Origin of the sequence: Accumulibacter sp. (genome assembly GCF_016789985.1) — a bacterium.
Classification (GTDB): domain Bacteria; phylum Pseudomonadota; class Gammaproteobacteria; order Burkholderiales; family Rhodocyclaceae; genus Accumulibacter.
This window is the reverse complement of the sequence record NZ_JAEUOL010000294.1, coordinates 1-14,858: the sequence shown is the minus strand read 5'-3', so window position 1 is coordinate 14,858 and position 14,858 is coordinate 1. Positions and strand designations below refer to the sequence as shown.

General features: G+C 65.6%; 14 protein-coding genes and 1 pseudogene. 8 read left to right on the top strand and 7 right to left on the bottom strand.

The window, feature by feature from the left end:
• Window positions 1-59: 59 nt before the first annotated feature.
• The 3 genes from JNK99_RS17220 to JNK99_RS17210 all read right to left on the bottom strand — a co-directional run bounded on the left by JNK99_RS17220 (window position 60) and on the right by JNK99_RS17210 (window position 2,778).
• Entirely contained in the window at window positions 60-1,316 is a 1,257-nt protein-coding gene (locus tag JNK99_RS17220; RefSeq protein ID WP_291855611.1) for a lytic murein transglycosylase, read from the bottom strand.
• A 54-nt stretch (window positions 1,317-1,370) separates the two neighbouring features.
• Window positions 1,371-1,748 carry a hypothetical protein gene (locus JNK99_RS17215; protein WP_291855608.1) on the bottom strand — a complete coding sequence of 126 codons (378 nt, stop codon included), beginning with the start codon at window positions 1,746-1,748 and terminating at the stop codon, window positions 1,371-1,373.
• Between the two features lie 280 nt (window positions 1,749-2,028).
• Window positions 2,029-2,778 (bottom strand): hypothetical protein, encoded by a 750-nt coding sequence (locus JNK99_RS17210; RefSeq protein ID WP_291855605.1) that lies wholly within the window; start codon window positions 2,776-2,778, stop codon window positions 2,029-2,031.
• Window positions 2,779-2,889: 111 nt separating this feature from the next.
• Between JNK99_RS17210 and JNK99_RS17205 the strand changes: the two genes are divergently transcribed.
• Genes JNK99_RS17205 through JNK99_RS17170 form a run of 8 tightly spaced genes read left to right on the top strand, consistent with a single transcriptional unit; the run spans window position 2,890 to window position 10,050 of the window.
• Window positions 2,890-4,308: a coniferyl aldehyde dehydrogenase gene (locus JNK99_RS17205; RefSeq protein ID WP_291855602.1), complete on the top strand. Its 1,419-nt coding sequence runs from the start codon at window positions 2,890-2,892 to the stop codon at window positions 4,306-4,308.
• A complete protein-coding gene (locus tag JNK99_RS17200) occupies window positions 4,305-4,808 on the top strand; it encodes a hypothetical protein (RefSeq protein WP_291855600.1) in 504 nt (167 codons plus the stop codon). Before JNK99_RS17205 ends, JNK99_RS17200 begins: the two co-directional genes overlap by 4 nt.
• Entirely contained in the window at window positions 4,808-6,415 is a 1,608-nt protein-coding gene (locus tag JNK99_RS17195) for a GMC family oxidoreductase (RefSeq protein ID WP_291855597.1), read from the top strand. The genes JNK99_RS17200 and JNK99_RS17195 overlap by 1 nt, the downstream gene beginning before the upstream one ends.
• Window positions 6,416-6,429: 14 nt before the next feature.
• Window positions 6,430-7,377, top strand: a complete 948-nt coding sequence (locus JNK99_RS17190; RefSeq protein ID WP_291855595.1) for an alpha/beta fold hydrolase — start codon at window positions 6,430-6,432, stop codon at window positions 7,375-7,377.
• Window positions 7,374-8,042 (top strand): hypothetical protein, encoded by a 669-nt coding sequence (locus tag JNK99_RS17185; protein ID WP_291855592.1) that lies wholly within the window; start codon window positions 7,374-7,376, stop codon window positions 8,040-8,042. Before JNK99_RS17190 ends, JNK99_RS17185 begins: the two co-directional genes overlap by 4 nt.
• Window positions 8,039-8,326 (top strand): hypothetical protein, encoded by a 288-nt coding sequence (locus tag JNK99_RS17180; protein WP_291855590.1) that lies wholly within the window; start codon window positions 8,039-8,041, stop codon window positions 8,324-8,326. The genes JNK99_RS17185 and JNK99_RS17180 overlap by 4 nt, the downstream gene beginning before the upstream one ends.
• Window positions 8,327-8,343: 17 nt before the next feature.
• On the top strand, window positions 8,344-9,021 hold the full coding sequence (locus tag JNK99_RS17175; RefSeq protein ID WP_291855587.1) for an MBL fold metallo-hydrolase: 678 nt from the start codon (window positions 8,344-8,346) through the stop codon (window positions 9,019-9,021).
• A gap of 18 nt (window positions 9,022-9,039) precedes the next feature.
• Window positions 9,040-10,050, top strand: a complete 1,011-nt coding sequence (locus JNK99_RS17170; protein WP_291855583.1) for an NADP-dependent oxidoreductase — start codon at window positions 9,040-9,042, stop codon at window positions 10,048-10,050.
• A gap of 64 nt (window positions 10,051-10,114) precedes the next feature.
• Here the strand turns inward: JNK99_RS17170 and JNK99_RS17165 are convergent, their stop codons facing one another.
• From JNK99_RS17165 to JNK99_RS17150, 4 genes and pseudogenes are all read right to left on the bottom strand, one after another.
• Window positions 10,115-12,325 (bottom strand): patatin-like phospholipase family protein, encoded by a 2,211-nt coding sequence (locus JNK99_RS17165; RefSeq protein WP_291855580.1) that lies wholly within the window; start codon window positions 12,323-12,325, stop codon window positions 10,115-10,117.
• A gap of 75 nt (window positions 12,326-12,400) precedes the next feature.
• Window positions 12,401-12,655 (bottom strand): TIGR02647 family protein, encoded by a 255-nt coding sequence (locus tag JNK99_RS17160; protein ID WP_291855578.1) that lies wholly within the window; start codon window positions 12,653-12,655, stop codon window positions 12,401-12,403.
• A 72-nt stretch (window positions 12,656-12,727) separates the two neighbouring features.
• On the bottom strand, window positions 12,728-14,281 hold the full coding sequence (locus JNK99_RS17155) for a protein adenylyltransferase SelO (RefSeq protein ID WP_291855575.1): 1,554 nt from the start codon (window positions 14,279-14,281) through the stop codon (window positions 12,728-12,730).
• Between the two features lie 68 nt (window positions 14,282-14,349).
• Window positions 14,350-14,858 (bottom strand): annotated as a pseudogene (locus tag JNK99_RS17150) (GTPase); the annotation flags it as partial.

Genomic DNA, 14,858 nt, shown 5'->3' with positions numbered 1-14,858 from the left:
AGCCGTCCGCCTGCTGTCGCCGGATGCCGGGCGACGTCGTTCAGCCCGGCCGGCGCCACTCAGCGGGTCGGCGTCATCGGCGCGGCTGTGCCCGCCGGCCTTTCGGCTGCCGTGACACGCAGCGCGGCCAGCAGTTTCTGTCCCGGCCGGCCGTCAGCGGTCATTCCCAGGCGTTTCTGTTCGGCCTGGATGGCCTGCCGCGAGTTGGCACCGATCATGCCGTCGATTTCGCCGATCGGGTATCCGCGGCCGGCCAGCAGGGTCTGCAGTTCGCGTCGCTCACGCCGCGACAAACCGGGATCGTCGGTCGGCCACGGCGTCACGAAGGGCTTGCCGCCCTTGAGCCGGTCGGCGAGGTGGGCGATCGCTAGGGCGTAGCTTTCGGCAGCGTTATAGCCGTAGATCACGTCGAAGTTGCGCAACACCAGGAAAGCGGGGCCGTGCGGGCCCGCCGGCAGGAGCAGCCCGGCGGCGGTTTCCGCGGCGGCGATCGGTTGTCCGTCGGCACGCCGCACGCCGCGCCCGCTCCAGTGAGCGAGTGACCGCTTGTTGGTGCGGCCGGAGACGCTGGTATCGAAACCGGGCGGCAGCACGACCTCGTAGCCCCAGGGTTCACCCGTGCGCCAACCCGCCTTGTGCAGGAAGTTGGCGGTTGAGGCGAGCGCGTCGGGGACGCTGTCCATCAGGTCGCGCTTGCCGTCACCGTCGCCATCGACCGCCAGACGCAGGAAGGTGGACGGCATGAACTGGGTATGGCCGAAGGCGCCAGCCCAGGAACCGACCAGACGCTCGGGTGCGATATCGCCGGTGTCGAGGATTTTCAGCGTGCTCAGAAACTCGCCGCGAAAGAAGGCCTGCCGCCGCCCGAAACAGGAAAGTGTGCCGAGCGACGTGAGCAATTGTCGCTTGCCGAAATTTCGCCCGAAATCGCTCTCGACGCCCCAGACGGCCACCACCGTGTCGGCATCGACGCGATAGCGTTCCGCTGCGCTGGCCAGCGGGCTTGCCCATTGCTGTTTCATCGCCACTCCGTCGGCCACCCGCTCGTCGTCGACCAGACCGGCGAGGTAGTCCCAGATCGGTGTCCGGAACTCCGGTTGATAGTCGAGGAATTCGAGCACGCTCGGGTCGGGAGCCAGGCCGCGAGTCAGGCGATCAAAGGAGTCCGCCGAGACGCCCCTGCCTGCTGCCTCGGTGCGCAAGCCGGCGAGGCAGGCGCCAAAACGTTCCGCCGAAACGCCTGCCTCGCCGGCAGCCACTTCGGCGATCAGGGCCAGGGTGAGGATCAGAGTGGTGGTCAGGCCGGCAGGTTTCATGGTCGAGGGCAGGGGGAGAGAACGGTTGTTGTGACAGGGGAAGGTGGCAGCGGCTCAGTGCTCCACGTCGGATCCCGGTGGCCGGCCGTAGCGCGCGGGAAGGCCATTGGCCGGCCGTTTGGTCGATGGCCGGAGCCGCGCATCGTATTCCGCATCGCCGATCACCTCGCCCTCGATCACCCGTCCGCTCGCTGCCGATCGCGGCTCCGTCGACCCGCCGGGCTGGCGGCGCAGGTGGCGGGCTTGCCATTTCAGGTAGGCGAAAATCAGTGTTCCGCCAATGAGCAGCACGCCCAGCGCGAGCAGCGAGAACATGAAGCCGACGACCAGCAGGAGGGCACCCGCACTCATCGTCAGCAGCCTGGCCAGAACGCCGCCGGGCAGCGGCAGGCCGAACGGTGAAAAACTGCCTGTTTGCTTGTTGCTGTTCATCGAAGTCCTCCTGTTTCCGCATTGCGGCGAGCGCTATGGCGGTGCATTGTACGGTCTGTCCGGCGGACCGACCAGACGGCGGGCACGGCGGATCGGGAGGAGGGCTGTCCGGCGTCGTGCACAAAAAGAAACGGCCCGCCAGAGGGGGGGCTGGGCGGGCCGGGTGATGCTGTCGCCGTGGCACTCGGGGGGGAGGGGGAGGGGGAGGGAGTGTCCCGGCGACGAAACGAATGCTACAGACAAAGGCGACGCGGATCTGTGAAGTATTTGTCGTTTTGTGTCACAACGTGTACGCGTCGCCGTCAGAGAAGGGCTGTCCGATGCCAGCGAACAGTTTGCCCAGCAGTTGTTGTTCCTTGCGCTCGATCGAGTCGAGAAACGGGGCGGCGGAACCCATGCCGCGGAAGGCGTTGAACCCGCGGTCGAGGAATTCGTGCAGATCGCCGAGTCCGGCCAGGTGTGCGGGGCCGCGCATCAATTTGAGCATGGTGCTGAGCAGGGGCTTCCTGGCCAGGCGGTCGAGCGCTTCGCCGGTCTGGCGAATGAGCACGATCTGCTGCTCGCGCTCCGCCCGGCAGCCGATGCTGCGATACGCTGCAGCGTAGGTGTCCTCGTCGATGCCCTCGATCAGTCCCTTGCGGTCGAGTTCGGCGACCATTGCCGAGTCGAGTTCTTCGGACAGCGCGTCGAGTTCGACGGCCAGGGCAACGGTGCGCAGCGCGGAGGCCGGAAGCATCTTGATCAGCAGGGGCAGGATGCGTTCGACTTCCTCATCGCGGCTGCTGAAGTCCTTGGGGCCATAGAGGTCGGAAAGGAAGAAGCGGGCTGCCTCGCCAAAGCGCTGGCTGGCCAGCAGGTCGGCATGGGTGCGGGCGAGCCGTCCGGCCTGCCAGTCGCGCAGGCGCAGGCGATTGTGCGCGGCCGCCGGTTCGCTGTTGGCCTGCCGGCGCAGGTGCTTGGCCGTCTGCAAATGCCGCCGTAACGCGTCGACGCTGCGCTGCTTTTCGATCGGGACTGTTGCATCGTCCATGGATTTTGATTATGCCTTGCTTGCCGGCGACTGTTTAGAGGTCATAGCCTAACCGGGAACTGCTCCAGGACATACACTTGATCCAGATAAAACCTCGCAGAGGAGCCGTGCATGCCTCATCCCGACTCGCTGGCCAATCGTTTCTTGCGTCTCAAGAACGCCACTCGCAACGACCCCAACCCGCCGCGAGCGGTGCGCGATCGCCGGCTGCGGGCACTGGATCGGCTGCTCCTCGACCATGAAGAGGCGATTGCCGAGGCGGTCCGACGCGATTTCGGGCATCGTCCGCCGGCTGAAACGCGCTTGCTCGAAATCTTCCCGAGTCATGAGGCGATCCGCCATGCGCGCCGGCATCTGGGGCGCTGGATGCGCCCGCAGGCGCGTCCGGTGTCGCTCTGGTTCCAGCCGGGCGGGGCGGAAGTGCGCTACCAGCCGCTGGGAGCGGTGGGCATCATGGTGCCCTGGAACTACCCGGTTTTTCTCGCCGCAGCGCCGCTGGCAGCGGCGCTGGCCGCCGGCAACCGGGCACTGGTCAAGATGTCCGAGGTCACGCCGGAGATATCCGCCCTGTTTGCCGAACTGGTCGGGCGCTACTTCGACGAGGACGAGTTGTCCGTCGTCGAGGGCGATGTCGACGTGGCCAGACAGTTTTCCGCCTTGCCTTTCGACCATCTCCTGTTCACCGGTTCGACGTCGGTTGGTCGCCAGGTGATGCGTGCCGCGGCGGACAACCTGACGCCGGTGACCCTCGAACTGGGCGGCAAATCACCCGCGATCATTGGTCCGGGGTTGGCGTCGAGTGGTGCTTTCGCGCGCGCCGTCGAGCGCATCATCATCGGCAAGTGCCTGAATGCCGGGCAGACCTGCATCGCTCCCGATTATGTATTGTTGCCGGCCGGCCAGGAGGAAGCGTTCATCACCGCCGCACGCGAGGTTCTTGCCAGTTGCTATCCCGACATCACCCGGACGGCCGACTACTCGACGATCGTCGATCAGCGCCAGTATGCCCGTCTGTCGGGCTACCTGGACGAGGCTCGCGCAGCCGGGGCGAAGGTCGTCGAACTGATGCCTGGCGTGGCCGCCGATCCGGCGCGGCGCCATCTGCCGCCCCTGGCGCTGCTCGAGACGGGTGCCGAGCTGCGCATCATGCAGGAGGAAATCTTCGGGCCACTGTTGCCGGTGCTGCCCTACGGCGACCTCGCTCAGGCGATTCGTTACGTCAATGAGCGACCACGACCACTGGCCCTCTACTACTTCGATACCGATCGCACGCAGATCGAACGCGTGCTCGATGAAACCGTCTCCGGTGGCGTCACCATCAACGATACCATCCTGCACATCGCGCAGGAGGAGCTTCCCTTCGGTGGCGTCGGTCCGAGCGGCATGGGTTGCTACCACGGCTTCGCCGGCTTCGAGACCTTCTCGGTCCGCAAGGCGGTGTTCCGTCAGTCCCGGCTGTCCGCCATCGGCCTCTTCAAACCGCCTTACCGGGCCTTGTTCGACCATCTGACGAGGATTCTGCTGCGATGATGTTCAGCCGTCGCCAGTTCATCAAGACCGGCCTGGCCGGCAGTCTGCTGCTCTCCCTTTGTGGCTGGCTGAACGCGGCCGGCGCTCGGCGGCTGAGCGCCGGCGAGCGCGAGATGCTCACCGCACTGTGCGGCGCTCTGCTTGCCGGGGCACTGCCCGGAGACACCGAGGAGAGAAGGAGGCTGCTCGCCTTGACGGTCGATGGCATTGCCACGGAGATTTCCGGGCTGTCGCTGGCCAGCCAGAAGGAGATTGGCGAACTGTTCGGCCTGCTGGTGCTCGCTCCCGGACGCCTGGTCCTGGCTGGCGTCAGCAAGCCATGGCGCGAAGCCACGGTCGGCGAGGTGAGCGGCTTCCTGCAGTCCTGGCGCTCGAGTCGCCTCGCTTTGCTGCAAGGCGCCTACGGTGCGCTGCACGATCTGACCTTCGGCGCCTGGTACGCACGGCCCGACACCTGGGAGGCAATTGCCTACCCCGGCCCACCAAGGGGGTATTTCTGATGCACGATCCGATCAGGAACGGGCTGGCCGCCGGCTGGAAGCATATCGACGCTGCGACTCTGCTCAAGGGCCAGACGGTGGAGGCCGATGTGGTGATCGTCGGTACCGGAGCCGGTGGCGGCGTCACCGCCGACCTTCTGAGCGACGCCGGTCTGCGCGTCGTGCTGGTCGAGGAGGGTCCGCTGCGCTCTTCGACCGACTTCAAGATGCGCGAGGCCGACGCCTACCCCGAGCTGTACCAGGAATCGGCGGCGCGCAAGACTGCCGACAAGGCGATCAACATTCTCCAGGGACGCTGCGTTGGCGGGTCGACGACGGTCAACTGGACCAGCAGCTTTCGCACGCCACCCGCCGTCTTCGAGTTCTGGCAGCGCCAGTTCGGCCTGCGGCAACTCAGTGTCGAGTCCATGAGTTCGTGGTTTGCCGTGATGGAGCACAAGCTGTGGGTGCGTCCCTGGGAGACGCCGCCGAATCCTAACAACAAGGTTCTGCTGACCGGCGCCGAGAAGCTGGGCATCCCGACCGGCGCCATCAAGCGCAACGTCAAGGGTTGCTGGAACCTTGGCTATTGCGGCATGGGTTGTCCGACCAATGCCAAGCAGTCGATGTTGCTGACCACCATCCCGGCTGCGCTCAACCGCGGTGCCACGCTCTATACCCGGCTGCGTGCCGAGCGCCTGCGTTTTACCGGTGGCCGGGTCAGCGCGCTCGACTGCGTGGCCCTGCAGGCGGACGGCATTCATCCGGCCGGCAAGCGGGTGCAGTTGCGCGCCCGCCACTTCGTGATCGCCGGTGGTGCCATAGGCAGCCCGGCTTTGCTCATGCGCAGCGGTGTTCCCGACCCGCACCGTCTGCTCGGCAAGCGGACCTTCCTGCATCCGGTGGTGATTTCGTCGGCGCTGATGCCCGGGCGCGTCGACGCTTACGCCGGTGCGCCACAAACGATCTATTCCGATCACTTTCTGCACCAGGCGCCGATCGATGGCCCGCTCGGCTTCAAGCTGGAGACGCCGCCGCTGCATCCGGTTCTCTACTCGACGACACTGCAGGGCTTCGGTGAAGCGCATGTCGAGCTGATGCGCGAGTTCACCAGGGTCAATGTGTTGTTGGCCCTGCTGCGCGACGGTTTTCACCCCGAGAGCCGCGGTGGTCAGGTCCGGCTGGGGAGTGACGGTCTGCCGGTGCTCGACTACCCGCTGGGTGATGTGATCTGGGAGGCGGCCCGTCGCGCCTTGCTGGCGATGGCTGAAATCCAGTTCGCCGCCGGTGCGCAGTGGGTGACGCCGGTGCACGAGACAGCCCCTGGCTACTCGACCTGGGCCGAGGCGCGCAAGGGGATTGCCGAGTTGCCGCTGCAGCCCTTCCTCTGCCGGGTGGTCAGTGCGCACGTCATGGGCGGGTGTGGCATGGCCGACGCGCCACAGCGCGGTGTCGTCGATCATCGCGGGCGCCATTTCTGGCTGGACAATCTGTCGGTGCACGACGGCTCGATATTTCCGACCAGTCTCGGAGCCAACCCGCAGCTTTCGATTTACGCTCTGGTCGCACGCAGTGCCAGCCTGCTCGCCGCCGAGTTGTCGGGCAGGCCGCGGCCGCTGATTCCCTGAGGCCGAACCCTGTCATGTTGGCACGCATTCTTCTCGTTTCATTGACGCTGGAACTGATCCTTTATCTGACGCTGGCCAGTCAGGTTTTCGATGCCTCGCCCACTGCCACGGTGCTCGCGGCATTGGCGGGCGTGCTTGCGCTACGCGCGCTGCTGATCGTCGTGACCTACGTTTATGCCCTGGTCTGGCATTCGCCGGCGCCACGCCTGTCGGTGTGGCAGGTTGGGCAGATGGTGCTCGGCGAGTACGCGGCCTGCGTCCTCTACTTCGTCGTGATCTTCCCGTTCGAACGCTGGTGGATGGCGGCAGACCGTTTGCCGGGTCGGGCCGCCCAGGCGGCACGGTCGACTGATCGGCGTTTACCGATCCTTCTGGTGCACGGTTATGGGTGCTCGCGTGCCGCCTGGTGGTGGCTCCGACGGCGACTGGAAGCTGCCGGCTGGAGCGTGGCGACGATCAGCCTCGAACCGCTCCATGCAGGAATCGACGACTACGTCGACCCGCTCGCCCGGCGTATCGCCGCAGTGCTCGACGAAACCGGTGCCGAAAAGCTGCTGCTCGTCGGTCACAGCATGGGCGGCCTGGTGGCACGCGCCTACCTGCAACGTTTCGGAAGCGGGTGCGTGGCGAGACTGGTGACGCTCGGGACACCACACCAGGGAAGCCGTCTTGCCCATCTGGGTTTGGGCGCCAACGCGCGGCAGATGCAGCCGGGCAGTGCCTGGCTCGCGGCCCTTGCCAACCCGGCGTCGGTGCTTGATACTCTGGTCATCTACAGCCCGCACGACAATTTCGTGATGCCGCAAGTCAAGCTGCAATTGCCGGGTGCGCCCGGCCAGGCGATCGACGGACTCGGTCACCTGGCAATGCTCCATTCGCCACGCGTCGCCGCAGCGTTGCTGCGGGCGCTTGCCCCGGCGCCGGGCACTGCCGAGTGGGGAGCAACCGAGCGCGCACGATGAAGGCAGGGAGACTGCTCGCCCGATGCTGTCTCCTGCTGGCCGTGCTGAGCACGGCGCAGGCCGACGACGTATTCGTCACGCGCGGCACCGGCAGCCCGGTGTTTTCCGACAGACCGCAACCCGGCGCCAAACCGGTCACCCTGCCGCCGCTCAATGTGATCGAGCCGGTGCCGGTGGCACGGACCGCTCCGCCGACGGTGAGGGGAATCGATGAGGAGGGCAGCAGGTCCGAGCCAGCGCTCCCCGTCTATCGCCGCTTCCACATTGTTCAGCCGGAAGACAACGGCTCGCTTGCTGCCAACAGCGCGCTCTTCGAAGTGCGTGTTGCCGTCGAGCCGCCGCTGCAGTTCGGCGAAGGACATGCGATCATGGTCAGCATCGATGGCCGGCCGGTCGGCTTGCGCTTCACTTCCACCGAGTTCATGATCCCGCCGGAGTTCTGGGGAGATGCGCTGCCGCCAGCCAACCAGCGCCACCAGCTCGATGCGGTGATCGTCGATGGCAACGGGGCGGTGATTCTGCGGGCCAGGCCCGTACGCTTCCAGTTGCGCTATGTCGCCGGCCTGCAACCGTGGCCGTGGCATCGACCGACGCCGCTGCCGGCCCCGCCGCCCAAGCCGCGGTCACCGCCACCACCGGTCAGAAGTGGGGTAATCAGTCAATGAAAGCAGCCGGATGTACCAGCTCGGTGACTGCCGCCGGTGAGCAGCCGGCCAGGGCGTACGCCCTGGCCATTGACGCGCCACTGGCGGGGGAGTGGGAGTACGCCCACCGCGTTGTCCAGGAGATGGACGATCCGCTGGCCTGCTGGATCCCCGCGATCCTGTACAGGATCAAAGGTGACGTCTGGAATGGCCGCTATTGCTACGGCCGGACCGATCGGTGGCGCTACGAGGAGCAGCGCGACGCGCACGCCGAACTGCTTCTGGTGCTTGCTGGCCGCGATTGACAGGGAATGGGCGAACGATGGGACCACAAACGCACTTCATCACCTCCGAGATCTGCCAGGTGGGCGGTCCCGGGCAGACGGATCAGAGCGACGCGGCGATCTATCTCATCCATGTTGGCGAGGCGGCGGCTCTGATCGATGCCGGCAGCGGTCGTGCCGGCGATCGCGTGTTGATGAACATCGAGGCGGCTGGCGTCCTGCCGGAACAGATCCGGTATCTGCTGCTCACTCATTGCCACTACGACCACACGGGTGGCGCAGCGGCCTTCCGTCGGCGCTTCGGCTGGCGCGTGGCGATGCACGCGCTCGAGGCCGACTGCCTCGAAGCGGGCGACAGCAGGGTCAGCGCGGCATGCTGGTATGGCGATCATCTGGCGCCTTGCACGGTCGATGTCCGCCTGGCCGACGGCGACCGCATCGCGCTCGCCGATCGGTCGATCGAGGTCCTTCATATTCCCGGCCACTCGCCGGGTTCGCTGGCCTATCTGATCGAGTCGGATGGCCGGCGCGTGCTGTTTGCGCAGGATGTGCACGGCCCGCTGCACGCCGCGCTGCGGTCGAACAGTGCGCACTATCAGGCCTCGTTGCGCAAGCTGCAGTCGCGCCAGGCGGATATCCTCTGCGAGGGGCATTACGGCATTTTCGTCGGCCAGGCGAAGGTCGCGGCCTTCATCGAGCGTTTCATCGAACGCTGATCGGGGGGCCAGTGGCCAGTGAATAAGCAGATCGTGTTGGCCTCACGACCGACCGGCGAGCCGCTTGCCGGGAACTTCCGACTGGTCGAAGCGCCGTTGCCCGAGCTTGCCGCTGGCGAGGTCCTGGTGCGCCACCACTACCTCAGTCTCGATCCCTACATGCGCGGCAGGATGAACGAGGGCAGGAGCTACGCCGAGGCGCAGCGCTTGAACGAGGTGATGGTCGGTGCTACGGTGGGCGAGGTGGTCGCGTCGCGCAGCGCGCATTTCCAGGTCGGCGATCAGGTGGTCGGCATGGGCGGCTGGCAGGAGTACCAACTGCTTGACGGAGATCGGCGGGGCGCGCTGCGCAAGCTGGATCGTTCGCCGATCCCGCTCCCGGCCTACCTCGGTGTCGTCGGCATGCCAGGGATCACCGCGTGGTACGGCCTGCTCCAGGTGATCGCGCCGCAGCCCGGCGAAACGATCGTGGTGTCGGCGGCCTGCGGTGCGGTCGGCAGCGTCGTCGGGCAGTTGGCCAGGTTGCGCGGTTGTCGGGCGGTGGGGATTGCCGGCGGGCCGGAGAAGTGCCGTGTCGTGGTCGAGGAGTTCGGTTTCGACGCCTGCATCGACTACCAGCAGCATCCTGACACCCGGTCGCTCGCGGCGGCGCTCGGCGCGGCCTGTCCACGGGGTATCGATGGTGACTTCGAGAACGTCGGCGGCAGGATTCTCGACGCCGTGATGTTGCGCTGCAATTCCTTCGCGCGCATCGCCCTATGCGGCATGATCGCCGGCTACAACGGCGAAGCGATCCCGCTGAGTGCGCCACAACTCATCCTGGTCAACCGGATGAAGATCGAGGGATTCATCGTCAGCGAGCATATGGAGCGCTGGCCCGAGGCGCTGCACGAGCTCACCCGGCTGGTGGCGGAAGGGCGGCTCAAGTACCGCGAAAGCATCGCGCAGGGGATCGAAAGTGCGCCCGATGCCTTCATTGGCCTGTTCAAGGGGCGCAACCTCGGCAAACAACTGGTGCGCCTGATCTGAACACCAGGCACGCCTGGGCCAGGCCGGCGCCGCTCCTCCTCGCCTGATGTCGTCGCCACCTTGCTCACTGGGTGGCCGGGACGCCAATCGACAGGTAGAGATTGGAGTAGCCGCCGGTCGAACCCGAGGTCGAATAGCCGTAACCGAGGAAGATCGGGCCAAGCGGGGTCTCGCCACCGATGTAGAGCGCGGTCGAGTTGATCCAGTTCCTGAGATTCGTTTCGGTGTAGGGAGTGCCCACCTTGGCTGCTTCGACCATGATTCCCGCCCGCATGTCGCCGCGCAGGCCCAGCGGCAGACGGCCGATGATCCTTTCGGCGCGCAGGGTGCCGTAGACCAGGTCGTCGCCCTGCAGTTGTCCGACGCCAAAGGCGGTCATGTTGAACATGCCACCGAGGCTGCCCGCATCGTAGATCGGCAGGCGTCCAATGGGCGAGGCCTGGTACGACGCCCGGCTGCTCAGCACCCATTCGCCAAAGCTTCCGTAGGCGCCCACATTGGCGTTGAGTTTGCTGTAGCCTTCCGCCGCCGCGTCGAAATACTTGGTGTACGAAAACCAGCCGCTGGTCGGGAAATAGAGGCGATTCGTCTGATCGATGTCGGCCTGGACAAACCAGCCGCCAAAGCGCTTGGATTCGTCGGGCAGGAAGGGTGACCCGACATCCACCTCCGGGTTCCACCAGTTCTCCTCCCAACCCGCCCGTAACTGGCCGAAGCTGCCCAGGTTGATGCCGCCGCCCAGTTTGGCCGCACCCTTGATCGTCCGGTACTGGGCAAGCTTCTGGTCGTCCTGATAGACGCTGCTGATCTGGCTTCCATAACGCAGGTTGGTTTCCAGGAAGTAGCGCTGACGTTCGTCCACCGGTTGGTAATAGTCCATCCCGATGCCGTGGTTCGAACCGATCTCGCCAAACGCCACGAATTCGCCGCCCAGCGGGTTGAGCCAGGTCTTCTGATAAGCCATGCGCAAGGTGTAACTGGAATCGCTCTTGAAGTTGCTGTCGAGATTGACGCCGAAGCGCAGGTAATCCGGGCCCCAACTCTTTTCCATCGGCGTGACGCGCAGGATGTCGCGTTCGCGCAGCGTGTCCACTGCATAATCGACGCCCTCGTAGTAGCCTTCGCCGTAGATGCGCATCAGGTTCTCATTGATTTCGGACGGTGACACATGGTCACCCGGCTTGATCTCGATATGCTTCTCGACCACCGCCGGGTTGACCCGTTTCATTTCGGCGATCCGGACTTCCTGCACCGGCGGCGGGGCAGCACGGGCCACCTGGATTCTCTCCGTCCAGGCAGCGTAGGCGGCTTCGCTCACCGCCAGCGGACGCAGGCGCTGCGCCAGTGCTTCCGCTGCCTGCACGCCGCGATCGGCCGTTTCCGAGGTGCGCTTGAAATCGCCGGCGGTGATTCCCTCGAGGTCGGGCTTGATGTAGATGTCGGTCGGTTTCAGGGTGGCCAGCGAGCGGACGACGTTCTGCTCGGTCAGGATATTCACCATCTGCGCCGAAACGCTCAGCAGACTGCCGATTTCGTCTGCCTTGAGGAGCGGTGAGCCGACATTCACGGCAATCACGATGTCGGCCTGACAGCGGGAACGTGCTTCGTCGATCGGTACGTTATCGACCAGGCCTCCATCGACCAGTTTCTGACCGTCGATGTCCACCGGCGACATCAGGCCGGGAACCGACATGCTGGCACGCATGGCGGAGGACAGGTTGCCGCTGCGAAAAACGACGCGTGTGCCGTGCACGATGTCGGTGGCGATGATCGACAGTGGCAGGGCGAGATGCTCGATCTTGCGCTGACCCAGATGGTCGCCGACCAGTTCGTTGAAGAAGAGCTTGATCTTCTGCCCGGTGACGATCCCCGTCTGGTACTTCACACCATCGGGGCCGACGCCGGTTTCCGAAGCAGGCAGGTAACGCTTGTCCTGCAACTTGTTGCGGAAGCTGCGCCGGGAGAAAAACGGGGCATCCTGGAACAGATCATCCCAGTCGGCCCTGGCGAGTTCCTCGCGCATCCTGGCCGGGGTCATCCCGCTTGCGTAGACTCCAGCGACCAGGGCGCCCATGCTGGTGCCGGCGACGCAGTCGACCGGGACGCGCAGTCTTTCGAGTACCTCGAGGACACCGATGTGCGCCGCGCCGCGTGCGCCGCCGCCGCCGAGGATCAGTCCGACACGCGGCCGGGCCGCTTCTGCGGTGGCGTTGGCCAGCGGCATGGCGGCAAGCAGAGCAGTCAGCAGCAGGCGCTGCCAGGAAAAAAGGTTCATGGCTACTCCATTTTTCGCGATAAGGCCGGGACAGTCTGCGACCGTGGTGGCTGGGGTTGTCCTGCCCGCCCAGGCCTAGCGGCTCGTGCCGTAAGGAAGCGACGTCAGGATCGTCAGTGCTGCCTGCGCGTGTTCTGCCGCATCGCGGCCGAGGCTGGTCAGATAGCCGCCATCGATCTGGGTCAGCAGTCCCTTGGCGTGCAGCCGCCGGGTTGCGGCGATGATCTCCGGATCGGCGGTCTTGTGGATCTTGATTCCTTGCTGGGTGGTGTCCAGATCAAAGTGGATCAGGGTGTTGAGTTCGCCGACCAGATCGGACGTAAACGGCATGGCAGTTCCTTGTTGGGCGAGACAGAGGGCGATCGATACCCGGCATTCTAGCGCACCTTGCCGGCCCGCCCTTCAGGAACTGCAGGAGAGCATCGAACAGCCGGCGCGGTGACGCGCCCAGTCGGGACGCAGCGCAGCGAAGGTCTGGCGCCCCACCTGCTCATCGTAGGGGTGGCGCAGGACGTCGAGCAGGTCATGGATCATCTGCGTGTCGCCCTGTTCGGCGTGGTCGATCGCCTGTTGCGCGAGATAGTTGCGCAGCACGTAACGCGGGTTGGCGGCATTCATGCGTGCCGTGCGCATCGCGGTGGCTTGTCCGTCCTCGCGCAGGCGGGCCGCATAGCGTCGCAACCAGCGTTCGAGCTGCCCGGCATGGTGCTGCCTGAGATCGGCCCGGTAGAAGGCGGCATGCAGCAGCACCGGATCGGGCTGATCGCTGTCCAGTCGTGCCAGGCTGCGGAAGAACTCCGTCATGTCGATCTCGGCCCGGTGCATCAGTGTGAACAGTTCCTCGAGCAGTTCGCCGTCGTCGTGCTGCCACTCCGACAAGCCGAGCTTGGCGGCGTAGGCCGTGCAGAAATCGGCCGCATAGATCTCGTCGTAACGCTCGAGTCCGGCGACCAGGTCGTCCGGTCTGGACATCAGCAACGCCAGCGCGTCGCCCAGCCGTTCGAGATTCCAGCGCGCGATGCCCGGTTGGCGGGCAAAGCAGTAGCGGCGGCTCGAGGCGTCGGTGGTGTTCGGCGTCCAACCGGGATCGAAATTATCGATCCACCCATAAGGACCATAATCGATGGTCAGGCCGAGAATCGACATGTTGTCGGTGTTCATCACCCCATGCACGAAACCGACGCGCATCCAGTGCGCCATCAGGTGCGCGGTGCGCTCGCACACCTCGGTAAACCAGGCCGCCAGATCCCGTGCCGGGTCGAGAGCCAGGTCCGGAAAGTCGCGCGTCATGGTGAACTCGACCAGTCGTTGCAGCAAGGGGCGGTCGTTGCGCGCTGCCGGCAGTTCGAAATGGCCGAAGCGGGTAAACGAGGGCGCGACCCGGCAGACCACCGCTCCCGGTTCGCCGACCGGATGTCCATCGTAGAACATGTCACGAACGACCGTTTCGCCGGTGCCGACCAGACTCAGCGCGCGCGTTGTCGGTACGCCCAGATGATGCATTGCCTCGCTGCACAGGAACTCGCGGATCGACGAACGCAGCACGGCACGTCCATCGGCCCGTCGTGCATAAGGCGTCGGACCGGCGCCCTTCAACTGCAGTTCATGGCGTTGCCCTTGCCGGCTGATCGCCTCGCCAAGCAGGATGGCCCGCCCGTCGCCGAGTTGCCCGGCCCACTGCCCGAACTGGTGGCCTCCATAGCAACTGGCGTAGCTGGCCATGCCGGGCAGCAGGCGGTTGCCGGCCAGGACGGCGAGCAGTTCCGGCGACGCCATCACTGCTGCGTCGAGATCGAGCGCTGCCGCCACCTCGGGCGAGTAGGCGAGCAGAGTGGGTGCGGCGACCGGCGTCGGATCGACCGGCGACCAGCAGGCGCCGAAGACCTGTCGCGGCACGTTGTGGCGCAGCGGGTCGCCCGGCAATTCGCGCAGAAAGCGATTATCGAAGGTCAGCATCGGTGTCCATGCCCGGCAAAGCGGCATCCGGCAGGTGGCGCGGCGGCAAGCAAACGGTGCTGCGGAGCTCAGCTCCTGCGCACCAGGTCGACGATCTGTGCCGCATCGAGCGTGCGTGCCCGGGCCTGCATCTCGGGCAGGTAGCGGGTCTGCAGGCCTTTGGCCTCGCCGAGCACATTGTCGAAGGAGTCGCGCAGCATTCGGGTCGAGAAGCTGCGGCCACCGGCATAGTAGCGCTTGGCGACATGTCCCAGCGCGTAGGTGCTGGCGAAGCTCATGCCCGAACTGACGGCCTGTTTGCCGATGCCGCGCAGCAGCCCGCCACCGATCTTGCCGAGTAGGCCACCGAGCAGCTTGCGGCCGGCCTGTTCGAGATACTGCGAGGTCAGTCCGACGCCCAGGGTGGCGAGAAAATCCTTGATGTGGCTGCGATCGAGTTCGAAGCCGTAGGACTTGCCGATGCCGTAGACCAGCTTCATCTGCAGCGGGATGATCGCCATGGTCGACAGCGACTCCGGCAGCAGTTCGAGCGCGCCGTTGAGGATCGCCGCGTTGAGGATCGTCTTGTCCAGTTCGG